The organism is Rhodococcus sp. PBTS 1, from assembly GCF_001620025.1.
GTDB classification, from domain to species: Bacteria; Actinomycetota; Actinomycetes; order Mycobacteriales; family Mycobacteriaceae; genus Rhodococcoides; species Rhodococcoides kroppenstedtii.
Genome location: NZ_CP015219.1, coordinates 3,064,171 through 3,091,003, shown reverse-complemented (window position 1 = coordinate 3,091,003; position 26,833 = coordinate 3,064,171). Strand labels below are relative to the sequence as shown.

Sequence of the window (26,833 nt, the reverse complement as noted above, 5' to 3'; positions counted from 1 at the left end):
GGGGACTCGTCCCATCGTGCGCCACCCGACCCCGCGGCGGGGAGGGTTCGGCGCACCCGGCGCGAAAGTCGTCAGTCCACCAACAGGCCGTGTGCCTGCGCGTAGGACAGCGCCTGCGCCGGGTCGACCGTGGCGCCGGCGATCTCGGCGCCGGTCCACAGGCTCGGATCGACGACGGCGCCGCGCAGATCCGCGCCGACGAGCCGGATTCCGGTAGTGCGGGACCCGCCCAGGTCGGCGCCGCGTAGCGTCGCGCCGCCCAGATCGGTCCGCGCCAGGTCGGCATCGCGGAACCGACACCCGTCGAGGGTGCTGTCGCGCAGATCGACGCCGGCCAGCGACGCGAGCGTGAAATCGACGTCCTCGAACCTCGCGGGCCGCAGGCTCGCCTCGCTCAGGGACGACCCCAGCAGGCTGACGCCGCGGAACTCCGCGTGCCACAGCCGGGCGCGCCGGAACTCGCAGTTGCGGAACGCCGACCCGGCATGGACGGACTCGGAGAGCAGGGCGCCGGTGAAATCGCAGCCGTCGAACACGACGGCCTCGGTGATCAGCCCGGTCAGGTCCGCATCGACGAAGGAACACGACGTGAAGGTGCGACCACGCCACTGCGTTCCCGGGTCGACGTCGTGGAATCGCTCGCCGTCGACGACGGTGCTGCCGTCGCCGGTCACGTCCTGCTCGGAACCGGCCTCGCCGTCGGACCCACGCGCGGAACACCCGCGGGCAGCACGGCGTCCACCAACGCCACCGCCGCGGGATCGACCTCGGCGTCGGTCTTCGTGATGAACGTGGTGGTGCTGGTGACGACGTCTTCGCCGTCGGCGGTGACGTGGTTCTCCACCACCATGATGTCGGCGCCGGCCGCCTGACGGATCGACTGCAGCGTCAGCGACGAGACCAGCTGGTCACCCGGAACCGGCGGGCGGTGGATGACGAATTTCTGCTCCGTCTGCAGCACCGCGGTGATCTCGTACTCGACCAGAATGTAGGAGAACAGGTAGTCCAACGCGACGGAACCGACGACGCTGACGAAGGTGGCGGGCGCCACGAGACCTCGGTAGCCGAGCTCGGCGGCGGCGTCCTCCCGGTGGTGCGCCGGGTGATCGTTCTGCAGCGCTCGGCTGAGTTCGCGGATCTTCTCGCGGCCGACCTCGTAGTAGTCGGGCATCACGTAGACCTGGCCGACCAGCTGGAGCGTGCGGTCGAAACGCTGATCGTTCACAGGGGACCTTTCGCGGGACTGTGAGACGAGCCTATCGAGCCCGTCTGTCACGCCCCCGCCCCCCGCCCTGTCACTCTCCCGCCCCCCGCCCGAGTCTGCTGTCCCGGTACGCCCGCACCCGCAGCTCGCGTAGCCACTCCGGGCTCGGCCGCACCGCTCGCGGGGTGTTGACGATCGGGTCGAACGACGGATCCACGCCGTCCTCCTTCTCGGCACGATCGAGGATCACCTCGGCCAGCGGCTCCCGCGGCCCCGTCCCCGCCGCCTGCTCGAGCACCACCGTGATCGGCCCCGCCGCCAACCCCGCGGCCGCCTCCGCCGGGTCGAGTGTGTCCGGGCCGCCCGGAAATCGTGCCGACACCCACCAGTGCCGTCCGCCGTGCGCCAGAGGCATGAGCGAGGAGAGCGACGCCGACGCGAACGACGCCGCCGGCAAGGGCAGGCTGCGGGTGACGACGTCCCGGCCGGCCCCGGCGAGCAGGACGTCCCAGGACCCGGTGTCCGATCCGGCCGCCGGAATCCGCATCGCGAACCCCGGCACGTCGGGAATCGGCGACGGCAGCCCGATCGCCCGCGACAGCCGGACCAGCACGTCGTCGTCCTCGAGAGGGAGGCCGCGGCCGACCGGCGCGGTCCGGACGAGCCGGCCGTGCAGGACCGCGCCGTCCGGGTGGAACAGCTTGGCGCGACGGAGCGCCGAGCCGACACCGAACGGAACCGCGAGAAGGCGAGCGGGGAGGGAGGTCACGACGACCGAGTTCCCGGCCCGGCCGAACGGAAACGATCGGCCGAGGAATCAGCCGGCGTACGCCGCCTCGAGGTCGGCGACGACGATCTTGCGCATCTGCAGCATCGCCTGCATGACGCGGCCGGACTTCTCCGGGTCGGGGTCGCTCATCAGCTCCATCAGCCGGGTCGGCACGATCTGCCAGGACAGACCGAAACGGTCCTTGCACCACGCGCACTGCGACTCGGCGCCGCCGTCGGCCGTGAGGGCATCCCAGTAGCGGTCCACCTCGTCCTGATCGGCGCAGCTCACCGCCAGCGAGACGGCCTCGGTGAACTGGAAGTGCGGTCCGCCGTTGAGCCCGGTGAACCGCTGGCCGAACAACTCGAAGTCGACGGTCATGGCGCTCCCGGCCTTTCCGGGCCCGCCCTCGCCGTACCGGCTGACGTTCAGGATCGACCCGTCGAACAGATCGACGTAGAAGCGGGCGGCCTCCTCGGCCTGGTCGTCGAACCACAGAGTGGGAACGATCTTCTGGGCGGTCGTGGAGTCGATCGTGGGCACAGCGGGCTCCTGTCTCGGCCGGGGCCAGGACGCCCCGCAGCGGTGAGTATCACCGGTGTCGACCGGAGTGGAGACGGAAAGTCATCGCGTGACGGCGCGGGTCAGCAAGTCGGCGAGTTCTCGATAGGCGGTGGCGTCGTCCAAGCCGGTACGACGGGCGAGGGCGCGGGTCTGAATGGACACCATCACCGACGCGGCGACGTCGGCGACGAAGGTCGCGTGGACGTCGCGGACGTCCCCGGCCCGCGCGCCGTCGTCGACAATGGCGCGGACGTGGGCGGCGGCCGCCGCGGTATTGCGCTCGTAGACCGAGCGGGTGGGCTCGAACGCCGCGAGATCGCTCACGAAGGACTCCGAGGCCGGCGCGAGGGCCTCGCCGACGGCGCCGAGGTAGGCGGCCAGGCGCCGAGCCGTCACGCGCTCACCGCCGGCGTCGGACGCGGCGCGATCCGCCGCGTCGACCGCGTCGGTGGCGGCGCGGAAGAAGTGCCGGACCGCGGCGACGACCAACTCGTCCTTGCTGGGCGCCAGCGTGTAGAGCGTGGACTTGGAGCAGTGCAGCCGCCCGGCGATCTCGTCGAGGGTGAGGTGCGCGAACCCGTCCGCGAGGAAGAGGGCGACGACGGCGTCGAACAGCTCGGCCCGCCGGGCGGTCGCATGGGCGCTGGTCACGGACGCCGATGGTACTGGAGCGCGCTCTGCAGTACTGTCGGCAGTACTGAGGCGAGCGCGTCAGTACTGCTCGCACTGATCAGCCCCGCATCGCCCTGAAAGGACCGACCATGGCCGTCGACCGCCTGCTGCCCACCGACGAGGCGCGTGAGCTGATCCAGCTGACCCGCGACATCGCGGACAAGGCGCTGGATCCGATCGTCGACGAGCACGAGAAGGCCGAGACCTATCCCGACGGGCTTTTCGCGACCCTCGGCGAGGCCGGGCTGCTGTCTCTGCCGTACCCGGAGGAGTGGGGTGGCGGCGGGCAGCCGTACGAGGTCTACCTGCAGGTGCTCGAGGAACTCGCCGCTCGGTGGGCCGCGGTGGCCGTCGCGGTGAGCGTGCACGGACTGTCGTGCCACCCCCTGTTCACCTTCGGGACCGACGAGCAGAAGCAGCGGTGGCTGCCGGAGATGTTGGGCGGCAGCACGATCGGGGCGTACAGCCTGTCCGAGCCCCAGGCCGGCAGCGACGCCGCCGCGCTCGCCTGCAAGGCCGTGTCCGGACCGGACGGGTACACGATCACCGGGTCCAAGGCGTGGATCACGCACGGCGGCATCGCCGACTTCTACACCCTCTTCGCCCGGACCGGGGAGGGGTCGAAGGGCATTTCCTGTTTCCTCGTGCCGGGGGACACGCCGGGTCTGAGTTTCGGTGCGCCCGAGGAGAAGATGGGCCTGCACGCCGTCCCCACCGCGGCGGCCCACTACGACGGCGCCCGGGTGGATCGCGACCGGCTGGTCGGGTCGGAGGGGCAGGGCCTGGCCATCGCCTTCAGTGCTCTCGACGCCGGCCGCCTGGGCATCGCCGCCGTCGCGGTCGGCATCGCGCAGGCCGCCCTCGACGACGCGGTGCGGTACGCCACCGAGCGAGAGACGTTCGGCCGCAGAATCATCGACCACCAGGGCCTGGGCTTCGTGCTCGCCGACATGGCGGCGGCGGTCGACTCCGCCCGCGCGACGTACCTCGACGCCGCGCGGCGCCGCGACGCGGGCCTGCCGTACTCCCGTCAGGCGTCCGTCGCCAAGCTGGTGGCGACCGACGCCGCCATGAAGGTCACCACCGACGCGGTCCAGGTGCACGGCGGCTACGGCTACACCCGCGACTTCCGGGTCGAGCGATACATGCGGGAAGCGAAGATCACCCAGATCTTCGAGGGCACGAATCAGATCCAGCGGCTGGTCATCTCGCGGTCCCTCGCGACGTAGGGCCGGACCGTAGGCTCGTCGGTCATGGGCACACCGACGTTCGGCGGCATCCCCGAGGCGGCTCTGGACTTCTACGAGGACCTCGAGGCGGACAACAGCAAGACGTTCTGGGCCGAGCACAAGCACGTCTACGACGAGGCGGTGCGGGCACCCGTGGCCGCGCTCGCGGAGGCGCTCGCGGAGTTCGGTCCCGCCAAGATCTTCCGGCCGCACCGCGACGTCCGTTTCTCGAAGGACAAGACGCCGTACAAGACCCACCAGGGCGCCTTCGTGGCGGTCGGTCCGTCGGCCGGGTGGTACGTGCAGGTCGACGCGTCGGGACTCATGGTGGCCGGCGGTTTCTACGCGGCGACGCCCGAGGCCGTCGCGCAGTACCGAGCGACGGTCGACGACGACGTCCGCGGTGCGGAACTCGTTCGCATCGTCACCGACCTCGAGCGTGCCGGCTACGAGCGGGGCGGGGACCGGCTGAAGACGTCGCCCCGCGGCATCGCGCCGACGCACCCGCGGATCGATCTCCTTCGTCACCGCACGCTGACCGTGAGTCGGCAGTTCGGGTGTCCGCCCTGGCTGTCCACGCCGGCCTGCGTCGAGCACGTGGCGGCTGCGTGGCGCGAGATGGCGCCACTGGTGGAGTGGTGCCGTCAGGTCCTGTGATCACCCAGCGCCAGCTGAATGCCGGTGAGCAGGCGGGTGTCCGGATCGGTCAGGTCGAGTCCGCTCAGCGCCTGCGCGCGACGGAGCCGGTACCGCAACGTGTTCGGGTGGACGTGGACCGCCGCGGCGGCGCGGCGCACGTCGTCGGGATTCCGGAGATACGCCGCGACGCTCGCGCACAGGTCCGACGACGTCCGACGGTCGTAGTCGACCAGCACGTCGAGCCGGGGGTCGCGCAGCGTCGGATCCGCCGCGACCACTCGCGCGATCTCGGCCAGCAGCACGGGCGTCCGCGACGACGCGAGCGTGGTGACGCGGGCGACCGGATCGGCGCCGCCGCTCGTGCCGTCGAGCACCCGGTCCACCTCGCCGCGGGCGGCCGCCACCTCCGCCAGCCCGTCCACGGGTACGGCGACCGCGGCGCGGAGTCGCACCGGTGATCGCGCGTCCAGTCGCTCCAACACGCGCCCCGTCCATGCGGTGACGGTCTCGGCGGTGCTCTCGGCGGTGTGCATGCGGGGGAGCAGGACGTAGATGCGGTCGGCCGACGCCGTCACCAACGAAGACCGGTGAAAGGCGCTGGCGTGCAGGCGAACGGACGACGCGAGCTCGACGATGCCCGCGGTCTCGGCGGCGGCGCCGGGCCGTGTCGACGTCAGCCCGATCACCGCGGCGGGTCCGCCGTCGGGCAGCGAGAGCGCGGCGGCCAGCGACGGTACGTCCACGCCGCCGCCGCGCAGGCCCAGCAGGCGGTGGATCTGCATCGCCTCGGTGGTCGGGGCAGCACGTCGACGAGCGATGAGGCGTGCGGCGACCGCCGCCGCACCCCGCACCGCCGGACCGGCGTCGTCGGTCAACGGTCGGCGTCCCTCCTGCACCCACAGGGTGCCCACCAGGGTCGCGCCCGTCGTGCCCGGTTCCGTTCCGCCGGAACGTATTCCGGCGACCAGTCGTCGCTCGATCCCGAGGTCGGGGTGGCTCGGCACGTCGACCACGTCGTCGGACCGGCGGACCGCGTCGTACACACCCCACGATTCGAGTCGACGGAGGTACTCCGCCGGGCCCTCTCGGCCGAGAATGGACAGCCGCCGCAGCTCGTCGGCCTGATCGTCGGTCGCGGAGTACGCGAGCACGTGGGCGTGCTCGTCCTCGATGCTGACCAACCCGTGCGTGTGGGCGGCGACGGTGCGCGCCAACTCGTACAGGTCGGTGTCGGCTCCGGAGGCCATAGTGCGGGCATCCTCGGACCGGTCGTCGGGGGCGTGGTCGAGCAGACCTCGGATCATCGCCAGCACGCGGTCCCAGCGTGAGCCCGGGTGCACCGCGAGCAGGGCGGTGCCGGCATCCCGCGCGGCCTGCTCGAGCGTCGGCGACACGGCCTTGGTGAGGACGGCGACGGGGGCGGGGCGTACGCGGGCCAGCCAGGCGGCGGCGTCGTCCGCGGCAACGCCGGCCAGGAGGTGGAGGTCGGCGGCGGCGGCCTCTCCGGCGAGATCATCGGCGTCCGCCAGGGTCACGACGGCGATCCGGGCGTGCCGATGCGGCGACGGGACGACGACGTCCGCGAAGACGTGCACCGTCCGCAGGAGTTCGTCGAGGGTCACGGCCATGGATCGACGGTACTCGTCGACGTCCGTCCGATCAGACAAGACTACGGCGCGAAGTTCGTCCGATCGGCCGAATACGGCGGTGGAGGGTCTGCGATGAAGTGGAACGCGTCATACCCCCGACCCCTGGAGGCCCACCGTGGACGCCGTCACCGCCGTTCCTGCCCCGACCAACGAGCCGGTGCACACCTACGCACCCGGCTCGCCGGAACGCGACCGGCTCGTCGACCGGCTCGCACACCTGTCCGCGAACCGCACCGAGATCAAGCAGGTCGTCGGGGGAGTGCACTCCGACGGCGGCGGTGAGCGCACCGACGTGGTCCAACCGCACCGCCATGCCGCCGTGCTCGGGACGTTCGCCCACTCCACTCGGGAGGATGTCGCGCGGGCGATCGACGCGGCCGCAGCCGCGGCGCCGGCGTGGCGCGACCTGTCCTTCGACGATCGCGCGGCCGTGTTCCTGCGTGCCGCGGACCTGCTCGCCGGGCCGTGGCGGGAGACGATCGCCGCCGCCACGATGCTCGGGCAGTCGAAGAGCGCGTACCAGGCCGAGATCGATTCGCCCTGCGAGCTGATCGACTTCTGGCGCTTCAACGTGTCCTTCGCCCGGCAGATCCTCACCGACCAGCCCGTGTCGAGCCCCGGCGTGTGGAACCGCGTCGAGTACCGGCCGCTCGAGGGATTCGTCTACGCGATCACGCCGTTCAACTTCACCGCGATCGCCGGCAACCTGCCCACCGCGCCCGCTCTCATGGGCAACACCGTGCTGTGGAAGCCGTCGCCCACGCAGTCGGTGGCCGCCTACCTGACGCTGCAGTTGCTCGAAGCCGCCGGGCTTCCGCCGGGGGTGATCAACCTGGTGCACGGCGACGGCCCCACCGTCTCCGAGGTCGCCCTGAACGACCGTCGACTCGCGGGGATCCACTTCACCGGATCCACGGCCACTTTCCAGCACCTGTGGCGCACGGTCGGCGAGAACATCGCCCGCTACGACAGCTACCCGCGCTTGGTCGGGGAGACCGGCGGCAAGGACTTCGTCGTCGCCCACGCCTCCGCCGATCCCGACGTCCTCACCACCGCGTTGATCCGCGGGGCCTTCGACTACCAGGGGCAGAAGTGCTCGGCCGCCTCGCGCGCGTTCGTACCGGCCTCGGTGTGGAAGGTCATGGGCGACCGGCTGATCGAGACCGCGTCCTCGCTGCGCTACGGCGACGTCGCCGACCTGTCGAACTTCGGCGGCGCCGTGATCGACCGGAAGGCGTTCGCGCGCAACGCCGCCGCCCTCGAGCGGGCCAAGCAGGTGCCCGGTCTGACCGTCGCCGCCGGCGGCGCGTGTGACGACAGCGAAGGATTCTTCGTCGACCCCACGGTGCTGCTCGGCGACGACCCCACCGACGAGGCCTTCTCCACCGAGTACTTCGGCCCCATCCTCGCCGTCCACGTCTACGACGACGCGAAGCCCGACGCCTTCGCCGACATCCTGCGCGCCGTCGACGGCGGGTCACGCTACGCCCTGACCGGATCGGTGATCGCGACCGACCGCACGGCCGTCGAGAAGGCCACGCACGCGCTGCGTTTCGCCGCCGGCAACTTCTACGTCAACGACAAGCCCACGGGCGCCGTCGTCGGGCAACAGCCGTTCGGCGGCGCTCGCGCCTCCGGCACCAACGACAAGGCGGGATCCCCGCAGAACCTCCTGCGCTGGGCATCGGCCCGCACGCTCAAGGAGACGTTCGTCCCGCCGATCGACCACACCTACCCCCACCAGGGAGTCCAGTGATGACCACGCATCCGTTGCGCCCGGTCCTGCTCGCGGCCGGCCGCTCACCCCGCCTCGAGCGCGTCGTCTCCACCTCGCGGTTGACCCGCCCGGTGGTCGACCGCTTCGTGCCCGGCAGCACCGAGACCGAGGTCCTGACCGCGGTCCGCGACCTGCTGGACTCCGGCCGGTACGTCAGCGTCGACCACCTCGGCGAGGACACCACGGACGCCGCCGCGGCCACCGCCACCGTCGACGCCTACCTCTCGCTCCTGCAGGCGTTCGCGGGACTGCCCGTGACGTCGTCGGCGCCGATCCGGCCGCTCGAGGTCTCGCTGAAACTGTCCGCACTGGGCCGCTCGCTGACCGGCGACGGGCACGCGGTCGCCCTGGCCAACGCCCAGAAGATCTGTGCCGCCGCCGATGCTGCGGGCGTGTGGGTCACGGTCGACGCCGAGGACCACACCACCACCGACGGCGCCCTCGCGATCGTGCAGGAACTCCGCCGCGACTTCCCGAGCCTCGGCGTGGTGGTGCAGGCGTACCTGCGCCGCACCGAACAGGACTGCCGCGACCTCGCCGGCCCCGGCTCCCGCGTACGGCTCTGCAAGGGCGCGTACCGCGAACCGGCCTCGGTCGCGTACCAGTCCACCGACGAGGTCGACGCGTCCTACGAACGGTGCCTGCGCATCCTGGCAGAGGGGGAGGGCTACCCCATGGTGGCCACCCACGACCCACGCATGATTGACGCCGCCGCCCGCACGGGACGCTCGGCCGACCGGATGGAATATCAGATGCTCTACGGCATTCGGGACGCCGAACAACGACGACTCGTGGAGGTGGGCAACCACGTCCGCGTCTACGTGCCCTTCGGCACGCAGTGGTACGGCTACTTCATGCGGCGCCTCGCCGAGCGTCCGGCCAACCTCACGTTCTTCCTGCGGTCACTCCTCACCCGCAGCTAGGCCCGGCGTCCGGTCTGCCCGTGTCGCCCGCCCCGCCCGCCCGTCGAAGGTGCCGTCCGTACACGTCTCCCCGAGCGGCGGGGAGAACACGGTGTCACCACACGTCCGACAGTGATGGGTGCGATGGTGACCGATGCCGCACCCGCAGGCCCGGGCGCCCACCAGCACCGAACGGGCCTGCAGCACATGGCCGTTGGCGCAGGTGTGCGGCGCTTCCTCGTGCCAGTTGCCGTCCGGCATGAGGTGCAGGCGGCGTCGGCGGTTCATCATGACGACTCCTCGAGGAGCTCACACGTCACGAGGGAAGGTCTGACGTCGGGGCGGCTGCGGACTGCCGTCAGCCTACCAAGAATCGAACCTGTGTTCGAAACGTCAGGTCAGATCGACGCGCGCGATGGCCGCGGAGGTGGGGAAGGGCGAGCCGCCGGTGGGTTCGACCGTCACCGACACGGCGGACGCACCCGCGACGGGCACGGACGCGGCCTCGTCGACCGTCGTCGCGTCCATCGTCCCCGCCGAGACGGGCCCTCCGTCGATGATCCAGAGCTGATACACCGAGCCGGCGGGAGGAGCGTCCACGCCGTCCATCTGCACGATCGCCCGATCGCTGCCGGGCGTGTACTCCACCTCGAGCGTGCCGCCGCCGGTCACGGGCGCTTCCAATGCGGTCACTGCGGCCGGCCCCGACGGGTCGGTGTCGGTCTGCACCGCGATCGCGCCGCCGACGCCCACGACGACCACCGCCGCCGCGGCGGCCGCGGCCCAGCGGAGACGGCCGGGCCGGTCGACACCACCCCGGCGTCGACCGGGCGACGAGGACAGCGGCACGACAACGGAATCGGACGACCCGTCCGGTGCCACCTGGGCGGTGTCGGCCGCCGCCCCGAGGATGCGCGTCCGCAGGTCCGGCGGGGCCGGTGTCTCGGTGCTGTACGCGGAGATCGCCATGGTCTCGCGGATGTCGCGCACGATGTCGTCGAAACGCTGCCGGGTGACGTCGTCGTCACCCAGACGCGTCATCGTCTCGAACCGCTCGGACGCGGACATGGCATCCAGCGCGCAGAGGTAAGCGAGGTCGACCAGGTCCGGATCGGGCTCACGCCGGCCGGGGGCGAAGCGTCCGTCGGTACGCGGCGCACGGTCGTTCATCTCGCACGTCCTCCCGGTCACGAGGGTCTGGTCAGGTGGAGGCGGCATTCTCGAGGCCCCGGCGTCGCGCCTACGTCTCTCCTGCTGGTCTCTCGGTATTCGGAATCCTCGTACGACCGGATGGGACCGCGAAGTGTGGTCCGGAGCGCACGCCGTCAGCGATCGGACGACGCGCCGTGCGGCATTCCGAGAGCCAACAACGCGGCGTCGTCCTGAAGACCGTCGCCGAATCCCTCGACGAGCGTCGTGACGTGGTCGACGAGGGCGGTGGCCGTGGTCGGCGCGGAGTCCTCGACGTAGGTGCGGAAGTCGCCGCCGTCGTCGTACCGACCGCCGCCGACCCGCGCCTCGGTGACCCCGTCCGAATAGAGGAGCAGGACGTCGCCGGGGGACAGGACGAGACGGTGCGACGTGAAGTGCGGCGTGGGCAGGCCCCCGACCAACTGACCGCCGAGCAGATCGTCGACGTAGCGGGCGGTGCCGTCCGCGCGGACGTGCAACGGGGGCGGGTGCCCACCACCCGCCAGGTCGACCACGGCACCCTCGGCGGACGGGACGACCGTGCCGTAGACGACGGTGCAGAACCGGGGGTCGTCGCCGCGGAACTCGGGGAGCAGGACGGCATTGAGGTTCTGCAGAACGGAGATCGGGTTCCGGTCGAACACCGCGGCTGCGCGCAGCGTGTAGCGGGTGAGGGACGTGACGGCGGCGGCGCCCGCGCCCTTGCCGCTCACGTCGCCGAGGAAGAACCCCCAGGCCTGCCCGTCGAGGGGAAAGACATCGTAGAAGTCGCCGCCGACCTCGTCCGGCGACGCGTGGTGGTAGTACGCCGCGGTCTCCATTCCCGGCGGGGAAGCCAGGACGGGCGGCAGGAGCGACCGTTGGAGAACGGTCGCCAACGACCGGATCTGCGCTCCCTCGAGGTGCTCGCTGGCGCGTGCCCGCTCGGACTCGACGAGCGCGTCGCGCGACCGGGTCAGCGCCGCTGCCGTGGCCGACCGGGCGGACAACGCCTCGGCCAGGGCGCGATCGCGGACCCGGTCGGCGCCGGAGACCGACGCCGCGATCCGCACGGTGGCGTCCGGACCGCGATTGGCCGCGAGATCCGCGCTCACCGGACCCGACGCCGTGCGGAGACGAACGGTGGCCGACGTGGCCGGGGTTTCGTCGTCCGCGCGGGGTGCGGCGGCGATCAGGGCGTCGAGGACGGGTCCGTCGGCGCCGTCGACGAGCGAGCCGACCGCGGCTCCGACGACCGGTCGCGTGAACAGACGACGCGCCACGGCGTTGGCGTAGACGACGGTGTGGTCGTCGGCGCGCACGACGAGGTACGCCAGCGGCGCCGTCTCCAGATGGTCCGCGAGATCGGCGCGGTCGTCGGAGAATGCCGTCACGATCCCCGTCCTCGAGGCGAGGTGTCCGACAGATTCCACGTCAGGGTCACCGTGGTGCCGTGTGGCCCGTCGTGGTCCACGGCCACCGTGTCGGCGACGGCCCGCAGCAGTCCCAGTCCGTGGCCGCGGAGGGGGCGATCGATGGGCTGCTGCCACGTGCCGGCGTCGGACACCGTGAGCGTCAACGTCGAGTCCGCGTGTGTGGCGGTCACCGAGACCGGCCCCGGCGCGGCGCCCGAGTAAGCATGCTCGACGCAGTTGGCGACGGCCTCGTACATCGCGAGCACGATGTCGTTGCCGAGGTCCCCGACCGGTCGAGAGTCCAGCCACGCGGCCATCGTGGACCGCAGGTGCCGCGCGGTCTCGGCGGTGGCGATATCGGACTGTGCCCACGACGACGATGCGACCCCGTTCGTGTTCCGGTGGTCGATCTGCTGTCCGCGAGCGCTGTCCATGAAAGTCCTGTACCCCATCGTCGGCCGTCGTCATCGGTCGGTTGCGGCCGTGCGGACCGTGGGTGGTCCGCACCGCTGCGTGATCGATGTAACCTCGCCATCATGACCGACAGCCCGACGCGCGGCGTCTTCGACGTCGCCGTGACCGACGAGGACGGGGTGTCCGTCGTCGTCGTCGACGGGGAAGTCGACATGATCTCGGCGCGCCGATTGGCCGACGTCGCGTTCGAGGCCGCCTCGTCGGCGGACGGTGGACTCGTCGTCGACCTCGCCGGGGTGTCCTTCCTGTCCTCGAGCGGCATCACGGTGCTGCTGCGCACGCTCGGACATCTCCCGACCGGCGCGACTGCGGCGTTCGTCGCACCGCATCCGGCCGCGCGCCGGCCCATCACCCTCAGCGGGCTCGACCGTGAGGCGCAGTCCTGGCCGGACCGTGCGGCGGCCGTCGAGGCGATCCGCTCCGGCAATCCTGTGCAGTAGTCCGCGCCGGACGCGGACGACTGCACACGTTTCGGGTGAAGATCAGCGCCCGACGGCGGGACCCTTCAGCGCGCCGCGCACCTCTCCGGTCCGCGGCTCCACTGCTCCCCGCGACTTCACCCACCGGCTCGGCAGCTTGCCCACCAGTTCACCCAGCGGATTGACCGCGGCGGCCAGCACGTCGACCGTGTCCTGCAGTATCTCCACGCTCACGCTCATGCGCTCGAGGTTCGGCGCCAGGGAGCTGAGCGACTCGGCGACGGTCACCAACTGATCGAGCGGACCGTTCTTGGCGGTGAGGCGGGCGATGGCGCCGTCGTCACCGATCAAGGTCTCGAGGAGGCCGCCGTCGCGGATCGCTCGGTCGACCACGCCGTCCTGACGCATGAGGGTCTCGAGCACGCCGTTCTCCTTGGTGAGGAGTTCGACGGGCCCGTCGGAGGCGGTGAGCCGCTCGAGCGGTCCGTCGGGAGCCGTCATGCGGTCCAGCAGGCCACCCTCGGCCAGCAGTCGATCGAGCGGGCCGTCCTCGGCGAGGATGCGCACCAGCGGACCGTCCTCCGCCATGATGCGCTCGAGCGGACCGCCCGGCTCGAGCAGCCGGTCGAGCGTGCCGCCGCGGCTGGTCAGCCGATCGACCGCACCGCCCGGTTCGAGCAGCCGGTCCAACGGCCCGCCGGGGCGCAGCGCGTGGCCGAGCGCGCGGTCGTCCGACGTCAGTTCGGCCAGCTGTGCCAGCAGTTGAAGCGGGCCGCCGCGTGGGTTGGCCAGCGCCACCGCGTCCAAGGATCCGGACGCGCCCGCGGCGAGAGCCATGCGGGTGGTAGCGACGGCCGATTCGGCAACGCCGACAGCGGATTCGGCGACCGCGAGGCCCACCCGCACCGGCATCGTCACGGCGGTCACCCAATTCATGCGGTCACTGTAACCGCTGGTGCACACCGTCGGGACGAGGATCGAGAGCCGAGCGTCAGTGCGCCAGCTTCAACCCGATCACGCACCCCACCAGGCCGACGATCAGCGCGATGCGCAGCAGCGACGCCGTCTCGGCACCGGTGATCATGGCGTAGGCCACCGTCAGCGAGGCGCCGATGCCCACCCAGACGGCGTAGGCGGTGCCGGTGGGGATGGACCGCATGGCGACGGCCAGCCCGATCATGCTGAGGACCAGGGCCACCGCGAAGACGACGGTGGGGGTAAGGCGGGTGAATCCTGCGGACCGGCCGAGGGCGGTGGCCCACACGGCTTCGAGGATTCCGGACACGAGCAGAACGATCCAGGCCATGACGACTCTCCTGCACCGTCTTGTCGCCTGCCGGGTACGGTGCGCTCGTCCGGGCCCGTCGTGCACGGGCTTGCATCCACGGTAGCAAGCGGAACGGTCACAGCCCGGTGATCAGGACCACCGCGATCACGACCATCACCACGCCGACGGCGAGGTCGAGGACGCGCCAGGCGCCGGGCCGGGCGAACACCGGGGTCAGGAACCGGGCGCCGACGCCGAGAGTCGAGAACCACACCAGGCTCGCGACGACGGCACCACCGGCGAACCACCAACGGCCCGAGCCGGTTTCGCGGTTGGCGACCGAGCCGAGGAACACCATCGTGTCGAGGTACACGTGCGGGTTGAGCCACGTGAGGGCCAGCGCGGTCAGCGCCACGGTGCGCCTCGACGCCATGGCGCGGTCGTCACCGAGGACGAGCGCCGACGGGCGCAGCGCACGCCGGAACGCCAGGGCTCCGTAGGTGAGGAGAAACACCGCGCCGGCCACGGTGACGACGGTGACGAGAACGGGGAGTCGGTCGACCACGGCCCCGACGCCGGCCACCCCCGCGGTGATGAGGACGGCGTCGGACACCGCGCAGATGGCGACGACGAGGGCGACGTGTCGGCGGGCTATGCCCTGGCGCAGCACGAAGGCGTTCTGCGCGCCGATGGCGACGATTAGGGAGAGCCCGATGCCGACACCGAGCGCGAAGGAGGTCATACGGCCCGCGGGCTCCCGTCGGTCAGCGCGCCGGGACGTGCTGACCGTGGCCGAGGGCCGTCAGCGCGGCCTTGATCTTCTCCTGTGCTTCGTCGAGCGACTCCGTCGTCGGCGACGGATCGGCGCCGGAGATGTCGAAGTTCCCCATGTCGTAGGCGGGGAAGACGTGCAGGTGCAGGTGCGGGACCTCGAGTCCGGCGATCAGCAACCCGGCTCGCGGTGCGTCGAACGCCGACCGCACCGCCTTGCCGACGGTCTGGGCAACGTTGGTCAGCGACCCGAACGTCACGGGATCCACGTCCTGCCACTGGTCGATCTCGGCGCGGGGGACCACCAGGGTGTGGCCCTGCGTGACGGGGGCGATGGTGAGGAACGCGACGACGTCGTCGTCCTCCCAGACGAAGCGACCGGGGATGTCGCCGGCGATGATCGACGAGAAGAGGGTTGCCATGCGCGTGAGCCTAGGCGCTCAGCGCAACTCGCCCGCGATGTCGGCCGACGCCATCATGAGCACCAGCGCGGGAACGACGGTGCGGGGCGCGAGGCGGTAGTCGCCGCGCGCCTGCTGGTCCACGATGCGGGCGCCCGTGAGCGCCTTGAGGTGGTGGTACAGCCGACCCGCCGACGTCGAGTCGAGGGACTCCTGCAGCGCCGTCGCCGACATCGGTCCCCGCAGCAGCGCCCGGACGATCGCGAAGCGCACCGGATGTCCGAGCGCCGCCAAGACCTCGACGGAGCGCTCCGGCGGCAGGCCGAGCACGCCGTCGGGGGAGTACGTCATGGACCACGAGACGTCCCCGGCCAGGTGGACCTCGCCCGAGTAGCCGACCGCGCCGCCGGTGGGCGGGTGCGGGTCGGACGCCGACACCGAGGCGTCGGGGCCGCCGGCCGCCTCGAGGGCCGCGACCCGTGCCTCGAGCGCCGCGAGCCGGTCGGCGACGTCGCTCACGCCACGCACGCCAATCGGGGCACGACGGCGGGGTCGGTAGCCGCGTCGACCAGCAGCTGCTGGTGGGCCGCGAGATTCTCCATGGCCGCACCGTAGTCCGCGGCGTCCAGACCGTGCGTCAACCAGACCACGACGGCGGTCCGGCCGTCGTCGCCGCGGAACTCGAATCCGTGGGTGAGCACGCCCGGCAGGTTGCCGCCCTTGAACCCCATGGCGGTGAAGGGCTCCGGTGCGGACTGCCATTCCAGCTGACGACGGACGTCGTCGACGCCGGCGCCGAGGGATCCGTCGGCGACGGCCCGGTACACGCGGGCGAGGTCGTCCGCCGATCCTCGCGGCCCGTAGCGGTCGTAGTACGCCAGGATCGCGGCCTCGTCCGGCGGCGTGACGTTCTGGGCGTACCCGGCGCGGAAGTCGGCGTCGAACGCGAAGCGCTGGGCGAGCGACCACAGGTCGTCGCGGTCGACGGTCGGATCCAGTGCCCCGAGGTTGGTGCCGACGAGGGTGGGCGGGGTGAAGTCCGTCCACCCGGCTGCCGACGCCGCGGCGCGGAGGGCGTCGTCGCCGAGTCGGTAGCGCAGGTAGTCCGGCACGCCGTTGTCGGATTCGCGGACCATCGCCGAGACCATGTCGTCGAGACGCACGGTCGCGGCCGGGTCGAGCGGGCTCGTCCCGTCGTTCGGGATGCCGAGACGGTTCAGGGCGGCGATGTGGGCGCCGCCGTCGGTGCCCGGTGCGTACCAGCGCTGCCAGTCCAGGACGGGCACCTGCTCGTCGGGATCGAGCGTGCCGTCGGCGACGGCACGGGCGTAGGCGACCAGATGCACGACCTTGACGGCGCTGGCAAGGGGTTGATCGCGGTCGGCTCGCGCCGCCACCGAGGAGTCTCCGGTGTCGACGACGAACGCGATGTCCTCGGGGCGCTCGGCGGCCAGGCCGATCCAGCCGTCGGGGGTGTCGAACCCGGCGGCGGGGGGAGCAGGGCAGTCGTCGGCGGGAGCCGGTGACGGGGCTGCGGTGGCCGGTTCGGCCGATGCGCATCCCGTTGCGACGAGGGCGGTGACGGTGAGGGTGGACATCAGGATCATCGGGCGTCGCATCGGCTTCCTCCGGTTTTCCGTATTTCCGGACAAGCGAAGATTAGCGCGATCGGACAGCGACTGTCCAGACCACGGCCAGTACGCTGCTCGTCGTGCGCGTACTCGTCATCGGCTCCGGAGCCCGTGAACATGCCCTGATCACCGCCCTGCTCGCCGACGTCGGCGTCGACACCGTGGCGTGCGCGCCCGGCAACGCCGGCATCGCCGCCGTCGTGCCCGTGCACGCCGTCGACGTCGCGTCCGGCGCCGCCGTCGTCGAGCTCGCCCGTGAACTGGGCACCGACCTCGTCGTGATCGGACCGGAGGTTCCGCTGGTGCTCGGGGTGGCCGACGCCGTCCGCGACGCCGGCATCGCCTGCTTCGGTCCCTCCGCGGCCGCCGCCCGCATCGAGGGCTCGAAAGCCTTCGCCAAGGACGTGATGACGACGGCGGGGGTGCGGACCGCCCACAGCGAGGTCGTCGACACCCCGGCCGTACTCGACGCCGCGCTGAACCGCTTCGGGCCCACCTGGGTGGTCAAGGACGACGGACTGGCCGCCGGCAAGGGCGTCGTCGTCACCGCCGATCGCCGGGCGGCGCGCGACCATGCCGCCGAACTCCTCGAACTCGGCCACCCGGTCCTGCTCGAATCGTTCCTCTCCGGTCCCGAGGTCTCGCTCTTCTGCCTCGTCGACGGCGAGTCCGTGGTCCCGCTGCTGCCCGCGCAGGACCACAAGCGGGTGGGCGACGGCGACACCGGACCCAACACGGGCGGCATGGGCGCCTACACCCCCTTGCCGTGGCTGCCCGCGGACATGGTCACGCGCATCGTCGACGAGGTCGTCGCCCCCGTCGCGGCGGAGATGGTGCGCCGCGGCTGCCCGTTCTCCGGCCTGCTCTACGCCGGTCTGGCCGTCGATGCCGACGGCCCCGCCGTCATCGAGTTCAACTGTCGCTTCGGCGATCCCGAGACCCAGGCCGTCCTCGCGCTGCTCGACTCCCCGCTCGGGGCCGCGCTGCACGCCACCGCCACCGGCACGCTCGACGCGCTCCCGCCTCTGCAGTGGAAGGACGGCTCGGCCGTCACCGTCGTCGTCGCCGCCGAGAACTACCCCGGTCGGCCGCGGACCGGCGACGTGATCACCGGCGCGGACGGGCCGGGCGTGCTGCATGCGGGCACGGCGCGCAACGACGCCGGCGCCCTGGTCTCGGCCGGTGGCCGCGTACTCAGCGTGGTCGGAGTCGGTGCCGACCTCGCGGCCGCGCGCACCGAGGCGTACGACGTGCTCTCGCGAGTGTCGTTGCCCGGCGGCCACTTCCGCTCCGACATCGGACTCGCGGCGACCGAGGGCCGGATCGCGATCCCGTGACGGGCGAGTCGGTCCGGTCCCGCGTCGAACCCTTCCACGTCATGGACGTGGTCGCCGCCGCGGCGCGGCGGCAGCGCACCCGTGGTGACGTGGTGTCGTTGGCCGCGGGCCAACCGTCCACGCGCGCACCGCGTCCCGTGCTCGACGCCATGCGGCACGCACTCGAAGAGAACACGCTCGGGTATTCCGAGACCCTCGGTCTGCGTGACCTCCGCGAGCGCATCGCGGCCTACCTCTCCCGGAACGAGGACGTCACGATCCCCGCGGACGACGTCGTCGTCACCACCGGATCGTCGGGGGCCTTCACGTTGCTCTTCCTGGCGGCGTTCGACGCCGGGGACACCGTCGTCGTCGCCCGGCCCGGATATCCCGCGTACCGGAACACGTTGGCCGCGTTGGGGTGCCGGGTGATCGAGCTGGACTGCGACGCGAGCGTGCGGTTCCAACCGACCGTGGCCATGCTCGACGCGCTCCCCGCCCCACCGGCCGGGCTGATCGTCGCGAGCCCTGCCAACCCCACCGGCACCGTGATCGACCCCGACGAGCTGGCGGCGCTCTCCCGCTGGTGCGACGAGCACGGCACCCTGCTGATCTCCGACGAGATCTACCACGGCATCACCTACGACGGCGTTCGGTGCCGGTCCGCCCGCGCGTTCTCCGACCGGGCCGTCGTGGTGGGGTCGGTGTCGAAGTACTTCTCCATGACGGGGTGGCGACTGGGCTGGGCCGTCGTGCCGCCGGACCTGCTCCGGGCGGTCGAACGGCTCGCCTCGAACATGACGGTATGCCCGCCCACGGTGTCGCAGGTGGCCGCACTCGCCGCGTTCGACGACGAGTCGATCATCGAGCTCGACGGCCACGTCGAGCGCTACGCCCGCAACCGCGAGGTGCTGCTGACCGGACTCGCGGACCTCGGCATCACCCGCACCGCACCCGCCGACGGCGCGTTCTACGTCTACGCCGACCTCGGCCACCTCACCGACGACTCCGCAGCCTGGTGCGCCGAGCTGTTGGATCGGACGGGCGTCGCGGTCGTGCCCGGGCTCGACTTCGACACCGTGGACGGTCGTCGTAGCGTGCGCTTCTCGTTCGCGGGGTCCACCGAGGACATGCACGAGGCGCTCACGCGGGTGGCGCCGCACCTGCGCCGGTAGGACTACGCCGTCGGCAGCGCAGCGCACGCGGCCAGCGCCGCGTCGATGTCCTCGGCCGAGATGCCCCGGTGGGTCACGAAGCGCACTCGGCCCGCCACCGTCACCGCACCCACGCCCGCCGCGGCGAGCGCCCGGACCGTGGCCGCGGGATCCTCCGTGGTGGCCAGGACGATGTTCGTCTCCGGCTCGTCGACGGCCCAGCCGCGCTCGCGCAGGCCGTCGGCGAGCTGTCGAGCGTGCGCGTGGTCGTCGTCCAGACGGTCCCGCGAGCGCAGGGCCACCAGCCCCGCCGCCGCGAGCACACCGCCCTGGCGCACCCCGCCGCCGAGCATCTTCCGGATGCGGCGGGCTTCCGCGATCCGCACGGCGTCGGACACGAGCACCGAGCCCACCGGGGCGCCGAGGCCCTTGCTCAGACACACCTGGACGGTCGCCGCCCCGGTGGTCAGCTCCGCGGGGTCGACGCCCAGAGCCGCGGCGGCGTTCCACAGCCGAGCCCCGTCGAGGTGGACCACGAGCCCGCTCTCCGTCGCCGCGGCCGTGAGCGCGCGCCACTCGCTCACCGGGGTGACGGTGCCGCCCGCGAAGTTGTGGGTGTTCTCGAGGCACAACAGCGTGGTGCGCAGCGAGAAGTAGGGGCCGGGTGCGACGTGGGCCCGGACCGACGCGGGTGTCGGCCGGCCGGGGCCGCCGTCGTGCGGCAGCACGTCCGGCATGCCCTGCGCGAGCCAGGCGGCCGAACCGAGTTCCGAGCCGAGCACGTGCGCGTGCTCCGGAGCGAGGAACTTGTCGCCGCGCTGCAGATGCATCATCAGCGCCGCGACGTTGCCCATGGTGCCGCTGGGCATCCACAGGGCGGCCGGCATCCCCAGGACCGCGGCGACCTCCTCCTCGAGCGCTGCCATGGTGGGGTCGTGGTCCAGAACGTCGTCGCCGACGTCGGCCGCGGCCATGGCGCGGCGCATCTCGTCGTCGGGGACGGTCACGGTGTCGGAGCGGAGGTCGATTCGCGGGAGGGCAGCCACCGATTAACCCTGTCACACGGTTGGGGGCCCATTTCGCCCGTGCGGACGGCGTCGCGGTGGCAGCATGTCGTCCCATGTCGAGCGTCTCCGAACCGCGGTCGACGCCCAAAGGGCGGCGTCGACGCGAGGCCTTGGTGACCGCGGCGGCGGAACTGTTGCTCACCGGCGGGTACGACGCGGTACGCCACCGCAGCGTCGCCGCGCGCGCCCGGCTGCCGCTGGCGTCGACCACCTACTACTTCGACTCGCTCGACGATCTCGTCGCGCACGCCGCGGAGGTGAACGGGCGCCGGGAGATCGAACTGATCCGCGAGCAGATGCGCGATCGCGTCGCCGCCGGGGGACAGGACCCCGTGACGTTGGTGACCGACCTGCTGATCGGGCCCGTCGACGGCGACGGCGAGCGGCACGATCTGCTGGTGGCCCGGTACGAGCGGGTGCTGGCGGCGGCTCGCCACCCCCAGTTGCAGGGGCTGCACTGCCGGCTGCGCGCCGAACTCGAGGACATGGTGGCCGATGCGTTGGCGGCCGCCGGCCGCCGGTCGGACCGGGAGCACGTGCGGTTGTTGCTCGCCCTGGTCGACGGTCTGGTTCTCGGCGCGCTGGGGGAGGACGGCGTCGACCCGCGCGCGAGGATCCACGACGTTCTCCGCGGCGCCGTCGAGGGATCCGCACCGCTGGAACCCGGCGGCGTGCTCGGACCGTAAACTTCCGCCACGTGAGCCGCATCCCCAACGTCCTCGCCAACCGCTACGCCAGCCCCGAGATGGTGCGGCTGTGGTCGCCGGAGCACAAGATCGTCCTCGAGCGCCAGCTGTGGATCGCGGTGCTCCGCGCCCAGGCGACGCTGGGTGTCGACGTTCCGGCGGAGGCCGTCGCGGACTACGAGCGGGTGCTGGGGCAGGTCGACCTGGACTCCATCGCGGACCGGGAGCGCGTCACCCGACACGACGTCAAGGCGCGCATCGAGGAGTTCAACGCGCTCGCCGGACACGAGCACGTCCACAAGGGTCTGACCAGCCGGGACCTCACCGAGAACGTCGAGCAGCTGCAGATTCTGCGCTCGCTCGAGCACGTGCACGCCCACGGCGTCGCCGTGGCCGCGCGTCTCGCCGAGCACGCCGCGCAGTACAGCGACGTCGTGATGGCGGGCCGCAGTCACAACGTCGCGGCCCAGGCGACCACCCTCGGCAAGCGGTTCGCCTCGGCGGCGGACGAGATGCTCGTCGGGCTCACGCGGCTGCGCGAGCTGATCGACCGTTACCCCCTCCGCGGCATCAAGGGGCCGATGGGGACCGCTCAGGACATGCTGGACCTCCTCGGCGGCGACGCGGACAAGCTCGCCCGCCTCGAGACCGCGGTCGCCGAGCACCTCGGCTTCGCACACGTCTTCACCAGCGTCGGCCAGGTCTACCCCCGCTCGCTCGACCACGACGTCGTCTCCGCGCTGGTGCAGATCGGCGCCGCGCAGTCGTCCTTCGCTCACACCGTGCGACTCATGGCCGGCCACGAGCTGGTCACCGAGGGCTTCCAGACCGGCCAGGTCGGTTCGTCCGCAATGCCCCACAAGATGAACACCCGCTCGTGCGAGCGGGTCAACGGTCTGCAGGTGGTCCTGCGCGGCTACGCGTCGATGGCCGCCGAACTGGCCGGTGCGCAGTGGAACGAGGGCGACGTCTTCTGCTCCGTCGTGCGCCGCGTCGCGTTGCCCGACGCCTTCTTCGCCGTCGACGGGATGATGGAGACCTTCCTGACGGTGCTGGCGGAATTGGGGGCCTACCCGGCCGTCATCGCCAACGAGCTCGATCGGTACCTGCCGTTCCTCGCCACCACCAAGGTCCTCATGGCCGCCGTGCGTGCGGGTGTCGGCCGGGAGACGGCCCACGAGGCCATCAAGGAACATGCCGTCGCCGTCGCGCTGGCGATGCGCGAGGAGGGCCGCGAGCCCGACCTGCTGGACCGACTCGCGAACGACGATCGACTGCCGTTGGACCGCGCGGAACTGGACGCGGCCCTGGCCGACCGCACCGTCTTCGTCGGCGCGGCGCCCGCGCAGGTCTCGGCCGTGGTCGACGCCGTCACCCGGCTCACCGAGGCATATCCGGAGGCTGCTCGCTACACCCCGGCGCCGATTCTCTAGGGGCTGCCCGAGAACCGACCGCTCCGGTGGAAAGCCCGGCGCGCACCCCTTACGGTTCTCGGGTGAGTACGCGCATCGTCGTCATCGGAACCGGGTACCTGGGGGCGACGCACGCCGCCTGCATGGCGGACCTGGGGCACGAGGTCCTGGGAGTGGACGTCGACCCGAGCAAGCTGGCCAAACTCGAGGCGGGGGAGGTTCCCTTCTGGGAGCCCGGTCTGCCGGAGGTCCTGACCCGGAACATCGAGGCGGGACGGCTCCGCTTCACCGCGTCGTACGCCGAGGCCGCCGAGTTCGGCGACGTCTTCTTCCTGGCGGTCGGCACGCCGCAGCGCAAGGGCGAGTTCGCCGCCGACGTCACCTACGTCGACTCGGTGATCGAGAATCTCGCGCCCCTGATCAGCGGTCCGGCCGTGATCTTCGGCAAGTCGACCGTGCCCGTCGGCACGGCCGCGCGGCTTGGCGCCCGGGCCCGCGAGCTCTCGCCCGCGGGTGACCAGCTCGAGGTGGCGTGGAACCCGGAGTTCCTGCGGGAGGGCCATGCGGTGCAGGACACGCTGCACCCGGACCGGCTGGTGCTGGGCGTCGATCGCGACCGTCTTGGCCGCGCCGAGGACGTCGCCCGTGAGGTCTACGCGACGCTGCTGGGGGAGGGCATCCCGTTCCTGGTGACCGACCTCGCGACCGCCGAGCTGGTCAAGACCAGCGCCAACGCGTTCCTCGCGACCAAGATCTCCTTCATCAACGCCATCTCCGAGGTGTGTGAGGCCGCCGGCGCCGACGTCACCGTTCTCGCCGACGCGATCGGTCACGACGACCGCATCGGCCGCAAGTTCCTCAACGCAGGCATCGGCTTCGGCGGCGGGTGCCTGCCCAAGGACATTCGGGCGTTCATGGCCCGCGCCGGTGAACTCGGCGCCGATCAGGCGCTGACGTTCCTGCGCGAGGTCGACACCATCAACATGCGGCGGCGGACCGCGATGGTCGACGTGGTGCGCGAGCAGGTCGGCACGCTGCTCGGGGCTCGGGTGGCCGTGCTGGGCTGCGCTTTCAAGCCGGACTCCGACGACGTGCGCGACTCTCCGGCGCTCAACGTCGCCGGTCAGCTGCAGCTGCAGGGTGCGGGCGTCTCGGTGTTCGACCCGAAGGCGATGGACAACTCGCGCACGCTGTTCCCCACGCTCGGCTACTCGGCGTCGACGCTCGAGGCGTGCCGCGGTGCGGACGTGGTACTCGTGCTCACCGAGTGGCGCGAATTCCGCGACCTCGTCCCGGCCGACCTCGACGGTGTCGTACGCGAGAAGCGCATCGTCGACGGGCGGAACTGCCTCGACCCCGAACTGTGGCGGAACGCCGGGTGGACCTACCGCGGACTGGGTCGTCCGTGACCACTGCAGCGCACTCGAGGTCGGGCCGTTCGGACCGCGGTCCCCGTCCTCGTCGGCGATGGTGGGTGGTCGGCATCCTCGTCGTCCTGGTGGCGCTGCTGCTCTGGTTCGCGTGGACGCTGTACTCCGCGTACAGCGGACTGACTGCGGCGCGGGACGAGGCGCAGCGGGCGAAAACGGCGATCCTGCAGGGGGATCCGGACGAGGGCCGAGCCGCGGCCGATGCCGCCGTCGAGTCGTCGACGACGGCGGTCGACGCCACGACGTCGCCCATCTGGCGCGTCGTCGCAGCCGTGCCGGGGCTCGGTGAGCCGTTGACGGTGGTCGGTTCGCTCGCCGACTCCGTCCGGTCGCTGACCGCGGACGTGCTGCGTCCGGCAAGCGAGGTCGGGTCCGCTCTCAACCCGACGGAACTGCGGGCCGACGACGGCACCATCGACCTGGCAGCTCTCCGCACGGCCGCACCGGCGCTCGAGTCCATCGCCGCGGCGACGGTCCGGGTGAACGCGGATCTGGAGCAGACGCCCACCGACACCTGGATTCCGCAGGTCTCCGACGCCGGGGTGCAGCTCAAGGATCAGGTGGCCGATCTCGCGGGTCTGGTCACCAACACCTCGCTCGCTGCGCAGGTGCTGCCGACGATGCTGGGGGAGGACGGCCCGAAGAACTACTTCTTCGCCTTCCAGACCAACGCCGAGTCGCGCGGCACGGGCGGGCTCATGGGCGGCTTCGCCGTGGTGACGGCGGACCGCGGCAAGATCTCGCTCGACGAGCTGGCACCGAACACCGAATTGCGCGGCCGCTACCAGCCGATCGACCTCGGCCCCGATTTCCAGCGCGCGTACGGAAATCAGTACGACGCGACCACCAACTGGCAGAACGCCAATCTGAGCCCGCACTTCCCCTACACCGGGCGAATCCTGCAGTCCATCTGGCAACAGGAATCCGGCCAGGTCGTGGACGGTGTGGTGGCGACCGACCCGGTGGCACTGAGCTACATCCTGAGCGTGGTCGGTCCGGTGACGTTGGCCGACGGCGAACAGATCACCGGCGACAACGTGGTGAACAAGACGCAGTCCGAGGCCTACTTCCGGTTCCAGGACGACAACGCCGCGCGCAAGGAGTACCTGCAGCAGATCGCGGCACGGGTCTTCGCGAAGCTCGACGGGTCGGTGTCGAACCCCCAGGCGTTGCTCGACGCGATCGGCCGGGGGGTCGGCGAGGGGCACACCGCGGTGTGGAGCGCCGACGAGCAGGTCCAGCAGGTGCTGTCGGGCACGAAGATCGCCCACGAGGTGCCGGACGATCCGGCCCCGTACGCCTCGGTGGTCGTCAACAACGGCGCCGGCGGCAAGCTCGACTACTACTTGAAGCGCGACGTGACCTACACCGCCGAAGGGTGTGCGGGCGACCGTCGTCGGACCCGGGTGACGGCGACCGTGACCAACACGGCGCCGGCGCAGGACTATCCCGTGTACATCGCGGGTCGGCAGAACGAGACGACGGCCTACGAGGGTCCGCCCGGCACCAACAGGTCGGTGGTGACGATCTACACGACCACCGGGTCCGCCCTGGCGCGCGCGACCATCGACGGTCGTCCGGTGGTGATGTTGACCGGCGCAGAGCGCAATCATCCCGCGTTCTACACCCCGCTGGTGGTCGAGCCCGGGCAGACGCGTGAGGTGGTGCTCGAGCTCCTGGAACCGACGGCGCCGGGGGCGGCTCGCGTGCCGATGCAGCCGCAGACCCTCGACGGCACCGCGACCGTGGACGTCCCGGACTGTTCGGAGAACTGACGCGCGGGTACCCACCCGTGAGGGCGCCCCATTGCACGAGCCGCCCGGCGATGGTTAGGCTTACCTTGCAGCCGGGCATCCGGTGGCGGTAGCCCAGCAGACGGGGGAGGTGCGATGTCCACAGCGTTGGAGCTCGACGCGATCACCGAGACGGAACCGGGGTGCTATCCGGCGATCGTCCAGTACGTCGAGCAACTGTCGCCCTCCATGATCCGCGTCGTGTTCGGCGGCCCGGACCTCGAGCACTACGTCGGCCTGTCCGCTCCGGACGAATGCGTCACCGTCTACTTCCCGCCCACTGTCGACGACGTCCTGCCGAGGATGACCGAGGTGGGCGGCGTGTGGGGTTATCACGACCTCGCGGTGCGCCCGGAGTGCCGCAACTACACGGTGCGGTCGCGGACCGCCACCACGATGACCGTCGACTTCGTTCTGCACGAGGTGGGTGTGGCCGCCGAGTGGGCGCGCGCCGCCCGGCCCGGCCATCAGGTGGTGCTGTCCCGTCCGCGGTCCTGGTATCGCGTTCCGGGGGACGTCGACTGGCAGCTTCTCGTCGCCGACCAGACCGGCCTGCCGGCCGTCGGTCGCGCCCTCGAGCAGCTCCCCCCCGGCGATCGCGCCCACGTCGTCCTGGAGATTCTCGACGAGGCCGACCGTCAGGACTTCGTCACCCGCGGCGACGTGACCGTCGAGTGGATCGTCGGCACCGGCAACGGCGTGACGCCGACCGCGCTCGTGGACGCCGTGTCGTCGTTCGAGCGTCCCGACGGCGTCGGCTACCTGTGGTTCGCCGGTGAGGCCGGCGCGTCGCGTGCGGTGCGCGCGATCGCCCGGAAGCAGTGGGGATTCGACACCAAGCACTGCTCGTCCATCGGCTACTGGCGTGAGCGCGCCGAGGAGTGGCTGGCCAAGTACAAGCGGTACGAGCGCATGGCACTCGCCGGTTACAACCGCGCGCTGCGCGAGGGGCGGAGCGAGGCGCAGGCGCAGGAGGAGTTCGAAGCACTCCTCGAGCGCGTCGGTCTCTAGTCCCGCAGCGC

At 71.6% G+C, this 26,833-nt stretch carries 29 protein-coding genes and 1 riboswitch; of the genes, 12 read left to right on the top strand and 17 right to left on the bottom strand.

The genetic code is table 11. The features are described 5' to 3' along the window. Positions 1-71: 71 nt before the first annotated feature. The 5 genes from A3Q40_RS14120 to A3Q40_RS14100 form a co-directional block, all read right to left on the bottom strand. On the bottom strand, positions 72-674 hold the full coding sequence (locus A3Q40_RS14120; protein WP_068103072.1) for a pentapeptide repeat-containing protein: 603 nt from the start codon (positions 672-674) through the stop codon (positions 72-74). Continuing rightward, complete coding sequence (locus A3Q40_RS14115) at positions 671-1,225, bottom strand: FAS1-like dehydratase domain-containing protein (protein ID WP_068103070.1); 555 nt, start codon at positions 1,223-1,225, stop codon at positions 671-673. The genes A3Q40_RS14120 and A3Q40_RS14115 overlap by 4 nt, the downstream gene beginning before the upstream one ends. A gap of 70 nt (positions 1,226-1,295) precedes the next feature. Further along, positions 1,296-1,973 carry a hypothetical protein gene (locus A3Q40_RS14110; RefSeq protein ID WP_068103068.1) on the bottom strand — a complete coding sequence of 226 codons (678 nt, stop codon included), beginning with the start codon at positions 1,971-1,973 and terminating at the stop codon, positions 1,296-1,298. Positions 1,974-2,021: 48 nt separating this feature from the next. Next, the gene (locus A3Q40_RS14105) at positions 2,022-2,516 is read right to left on the bottom strand and encodes a VOC family protein (protein WP_235606312.1); all 495 of its coding nucleotides are present in this window, start codon (positions 2,514-2,516) and stop codon (positions 2,022-2,024) included. An 81-nt stretch (positions 2,517-2,597) separates the two neighbouring features. Next, positions 2,598-3,188: a TetR/AcrR family transcriptional regulator gene (locus A3Q40_RS14100; RefSeq protein ID WP_068103066.1), complete on the bottom strand. Its 591-nt coding sequence runs from the start codon at positions 3,186-3,188 to the stop codon at positions 2,598-2,600. Positions 3,189-3,298: 110 nt separating this feature from the next. On the opposite strand from A3Q40_RS14100, the gene A3Q40_RS14095 reads away from it, so the two are divergent. Continuing rightward, the gene (locus A3Q40_RS14095; RefSeq protein WP_068103064.1) at positions 3,299-4,438 is read left to right on the top strand and encodes an acyl-CoA dehydrogenase family protein; all 1,140 of its coding nucleotides are present in this window, start codon (positions 3,299-3,301) and stop codon (positions 4,436-4,438) included. A gap of 24 nt (positions 4,439-4,462) precedes the next feature. Then, positions 4,463-5,095 (top strand): DUF2461 domain-containing protein, encoded by a 633-nt coding sequence (locus tag A3Q40_RS14090; RefSeq protein ID WP_068103062.1) that lies wholly within the window; start codon positions 4,463-4,465, stop codon positions 5,093-5,095. Here A3Q40_RS14090 and A3Q40_RS14085 read toward each other — a convergent pair. Further along, a complete protein-coding gene (locus tag A3Q40_RS14085; RefSeq protein ID WP_068103061.1) occupies positions 5,083-6,705 on the bottom strand; it encodes a PucR family transcriptional regulator in 1,623 nt (540 codons plus the stop codon). The two genes, A3Q40_RS14090 and A3Q40_RS14085, sit on opposite strands and share 13 nt — an antisense overlap. Positions 6,706-6,841: 136 nt before the next feature. Here A3Q40_RS14085 and pruA point away from each other — a divergent pair, with 136 nt between their 5' ends. Further along, positions 6,842-8,482 carry an L-glutamate gamma-semialdehyde dehydrogenase gene (gene pruA / locus A3Q40_RS14080; protein ID WP_068103059.1) on the top strand — a complete coding sequence of 547 codons (1,641 nt, stop codon included), beginning with the start codon at positions 6,842-6,844 and terminating at the stop codon, positions 8,480-8,482. Next, entirely contained in the window at positions 8,482-9,426 is a 945-nt protein-coding gene (locus A3Q40_RS14075) for a proline dehydrogenase family protein (RefSeq protein ID WP_068103057.1), read from the top strand. The genes pruA and A3Q40_RS14075 overlap by 1 nt, the downstream gene beginning before the upstream one ends. Here A3Q40_RS14075 and A3Q40_RS20510 read toward each other — a convergent pair. From A3Q40_RS20510 to A3Q40_RS14060, 4 genes are all read right to left on the bottom strand, one after another. After that, positions 9,406-9,696, bottom strand: coding sequence for a hypothetical protein (locus A3Q40_RS20510; RefSeq protein ID WP_162269851.1), 291 nt, complete (start codon positions 9,694-9,696; stop codon positions 9,406-9,408). The genes A3Q40_RS14075 and A3Q40_RS20510 overlap by 21 nt on opposite strands. Before the next feature lie 102 nt (positions 9,697-9,798). Then, positions 9,799-10,575: an anti-sigma factor gene (locus tag A3Q40_RS14070; RefSeq protein WP_068103055.1), complete on the bottom strand. Its 777-nt coding sequence runs from the start codon at positions 10,573-10,575 to the stop codon at positions 9,799-9,801. 155 nt (positions 10,576-10,730) lie between these two features. Next, entirely contained in the window at positions 10,731-11,969 is a 1,239-nt protein-coding gene (locus A3Q40_RS14065; RefSeq protein ID WP_068103054.1) for a PP2C family protein-serine/threonine phosphatase, read from the bottom strand. Continuing rightward, entirely contained in the window at positions 11,966-12,424 is a 459-nt protein-coding gene (locus A3Q40_RS14060; protein ID WP_068103051.1) for an ATP-binding protein, read from the bottom strand. The genes A3Q40_RS14065 and A3Q40_RS14060 overlap by 4 nt, the downstream gene beginning before the upstream one ends. A gap of 102 nt (positions 12,425-12,526) precedes the next feature. Here A3Q40_RS14060 and A3Q40_RS14055 point away from each other — a divergent pair, with 102 nt between their 5' ends. After that, the gene (locus A3Q40_RS14055; RefSeq protein ID WP_068103049.1) at positions 12,527-12,904 is read left to right on the top strand and encodes an STAS domain-containing protein; all 378 of its coding nucleotides are present in this window, start codon (positions 12,527-12,529) and stop codon (positions 12,902-12,904) included. A 42-nt stretch (positions 12,905-12,946) separates the two neighbouring features. On the opposite strand, the gene A3Q40_RS14050 is transcribed toward A3Q40_RS14055, so the two are convergent. The 6 genes from A3Q40_RS14050 to A3Q40_RS14025 form a co-directional block, all read right to left on the bottom strand. Further along, a complete protein-coding gene (locus tag A3Q40_RS14050; protein WP_068103047.1) occupies positions 12,947-13,819 on the bottom strand; it encodes an ABC transporter in 873 nt (290 codons plus the stop codon). Positions 13,820-13,874: 55 nt separating this feature from the next. Next, a complete protein-coding gene (locus A3Q40_RS14045) occupies positions 13,875-14,189 on the bottom strand; it encodes a DMT family transporter (RefSeq protein WP_068103045.1) in 315 nt (104 codons plus the stop codon). Positions 14,190-14,198: 9 nt separating this feature from the next. Continuing rightward, positions 14,199-14,263, bottom strand: a riboswitch (guanidine-III (ykkC-III) riboswitch). A gap of 23 nt (positions 14,264-14,286) precedes the next feature. Then, positions 14,287-14,892 (bottom strand): LysE/ArgO family amino acid transporter, encoded by a 606-nt coding sequence (locus A3Q40_RS14040; RefSeq protein ID WP_068103043.1) that lies wholly within the window; start codon positions 14,890-14,892, stop codon positions 14,287-14,289. Between the two features lie 22 nt (positions 14,893-14,914). Further along, positions 14,915-15,343, bottom strand: coding sequence for an HIT family protein (locus A3Q40_RS14035; RefSeq protein ID WP_068103041.1), 429 nt, complete (start codon positions 15,341-15,343; stop codon positions 14,915-14,917). Positions 15,344-15,361: 18 nt separating this feature from the next. Beyond that, positions 15,362-15,841, bottom strand: a complete 480-nt coding sequence (locus tag A3Q40_RS14030; protein WP_068106294.1) for an ArsR/SmtB family transcription factor — start codon at positions 15,839-15,841, stop codon at positions 15,362-15,364. Then, a complete protein-coding gene (locus A3Q40_RS14025; RefSeq protein WP_068103039.1) occupies positions 15,838-16,941 on the bottom strand; it encodes a serine hydrolase in 1,104 nt (367 codons plus the stop codon). The genes A3Q40_RS14030 and A3Q40_RS14025 overlap by 4 nt, the downstream gene beginning before the upstream one ends. Before the next feature lie 92 nt (positions 16,942-17,033). On the opposite strand from A3Q40_RS14025, the gene purD reads away from it, so the two are divergent. Further along, the gene (gene purD, locus A3Q40_RS14020) at positions 17,034-18,290 is read left to right on the top strand and encodes a phosphoribosylamine--glycine ligase (RefSeq protein ID WP_068103037.1); all 1,257 of its coding nucleotides are present in this window, start codon (positions 17,034-17,036) and stop codon (positions 18,288-18,290) included. 41 nt (positions 18,291-18,331) lie between these two features. Beyond that, a complete protein-coding gene (locus tag A3Q40_RS14015; protein ID WP_068106291.1) occupies positions 18,332-19,444 on the top strand; it encodes a pyridoxal phosphate-dependent aminotransferase in 1,113 nt (370 codons plus the stop codon). Between the two features lie 2 nt (positions 19,445-19,446). Here A3Q40_RS14015 and A3Q40_RS14010 read toward each other — a convergent pair whose 3' ends face one another. Next, complete coding sequence (locus A3Q40_RS14010; protein WP_068103035.1) at positions 19,447-20,469, bottom strand: threonine aldolase family protein; 1,023 nt, start codon at positions 20,467-20,469, stop codon at positions 19,447-19,449. Positions 20,470-20,543: 74 nt separating this feature from the next. Between A3Q40_RS14010 and A3Q40_RS14005 the strand changes: the two genes are divergently transcribed. The 5 genes from A3Q40_RS14005 (at position 20,544) to A3Q40_RS13985 (ending at position 26,822) form a co-directional block, all read left to right on the top strand. Then, positions 20,544-21,176, top strand: coding sequence for a TetR/AcrR family transcriptional regulator (locus A3Q40_RS14005; protein WP_068103034.1), 633 nt, complete (start codon positions 20,544-20,546; stop codon positions 21,174-21,176). Positions 21,177-21,187: 11 nt separating this feature from the next. Next, positions 21,188-22,609: an adenylosuccinate lyase gene (gene purB / locus A3Q40_RS14000; protein ID WP_068103033.1), complete on the top strand. Its 1,422-nt coding sequence runs from the start codon at positions 21,188-21,190 to the stop codon at positions 22,607-22,609. 62 nt (positions 22,610-22,671) lie between these two features. Next, on the top strand, positions 22,672-23,997 hold the full coding sequence (locus tag A3Q40_RS13995) for a UDP-glucose dehydrogenase family protein (protein WP_082833928.1): 1,326 nt from the start codon (positions 22,672-22,674) through the stop codon (positions 23,995-23,997). Positions 23,998-24,062: 65 nt separating this feature from the next. Beyond that, entirely contained in the window at positions 24,063-25,793 is a 1,731-nt protein-coding gene (locus A3Q40_RS13990) for a DUF4012 domain-containing protein (protein ID WP_068103030.1), read from the top strand. A 114-nt stretch (positions 25,794-25,907) separates the two neighbouring features. After that, the gene (locus A3Q40_RS13985; protein WP_068103027.1) at positions 25,908-26,822 is read left to right on the top strand and encodes a siderophore-interacting protein; all 915 of its coding nucleotides are present in this window, start codon (positions 25,908-25,910) and stop codon (positions 26,820-26,822) included. The last annotated feature ends 11 nt before the right edge of the window (positions 26,823-26,833 follow it).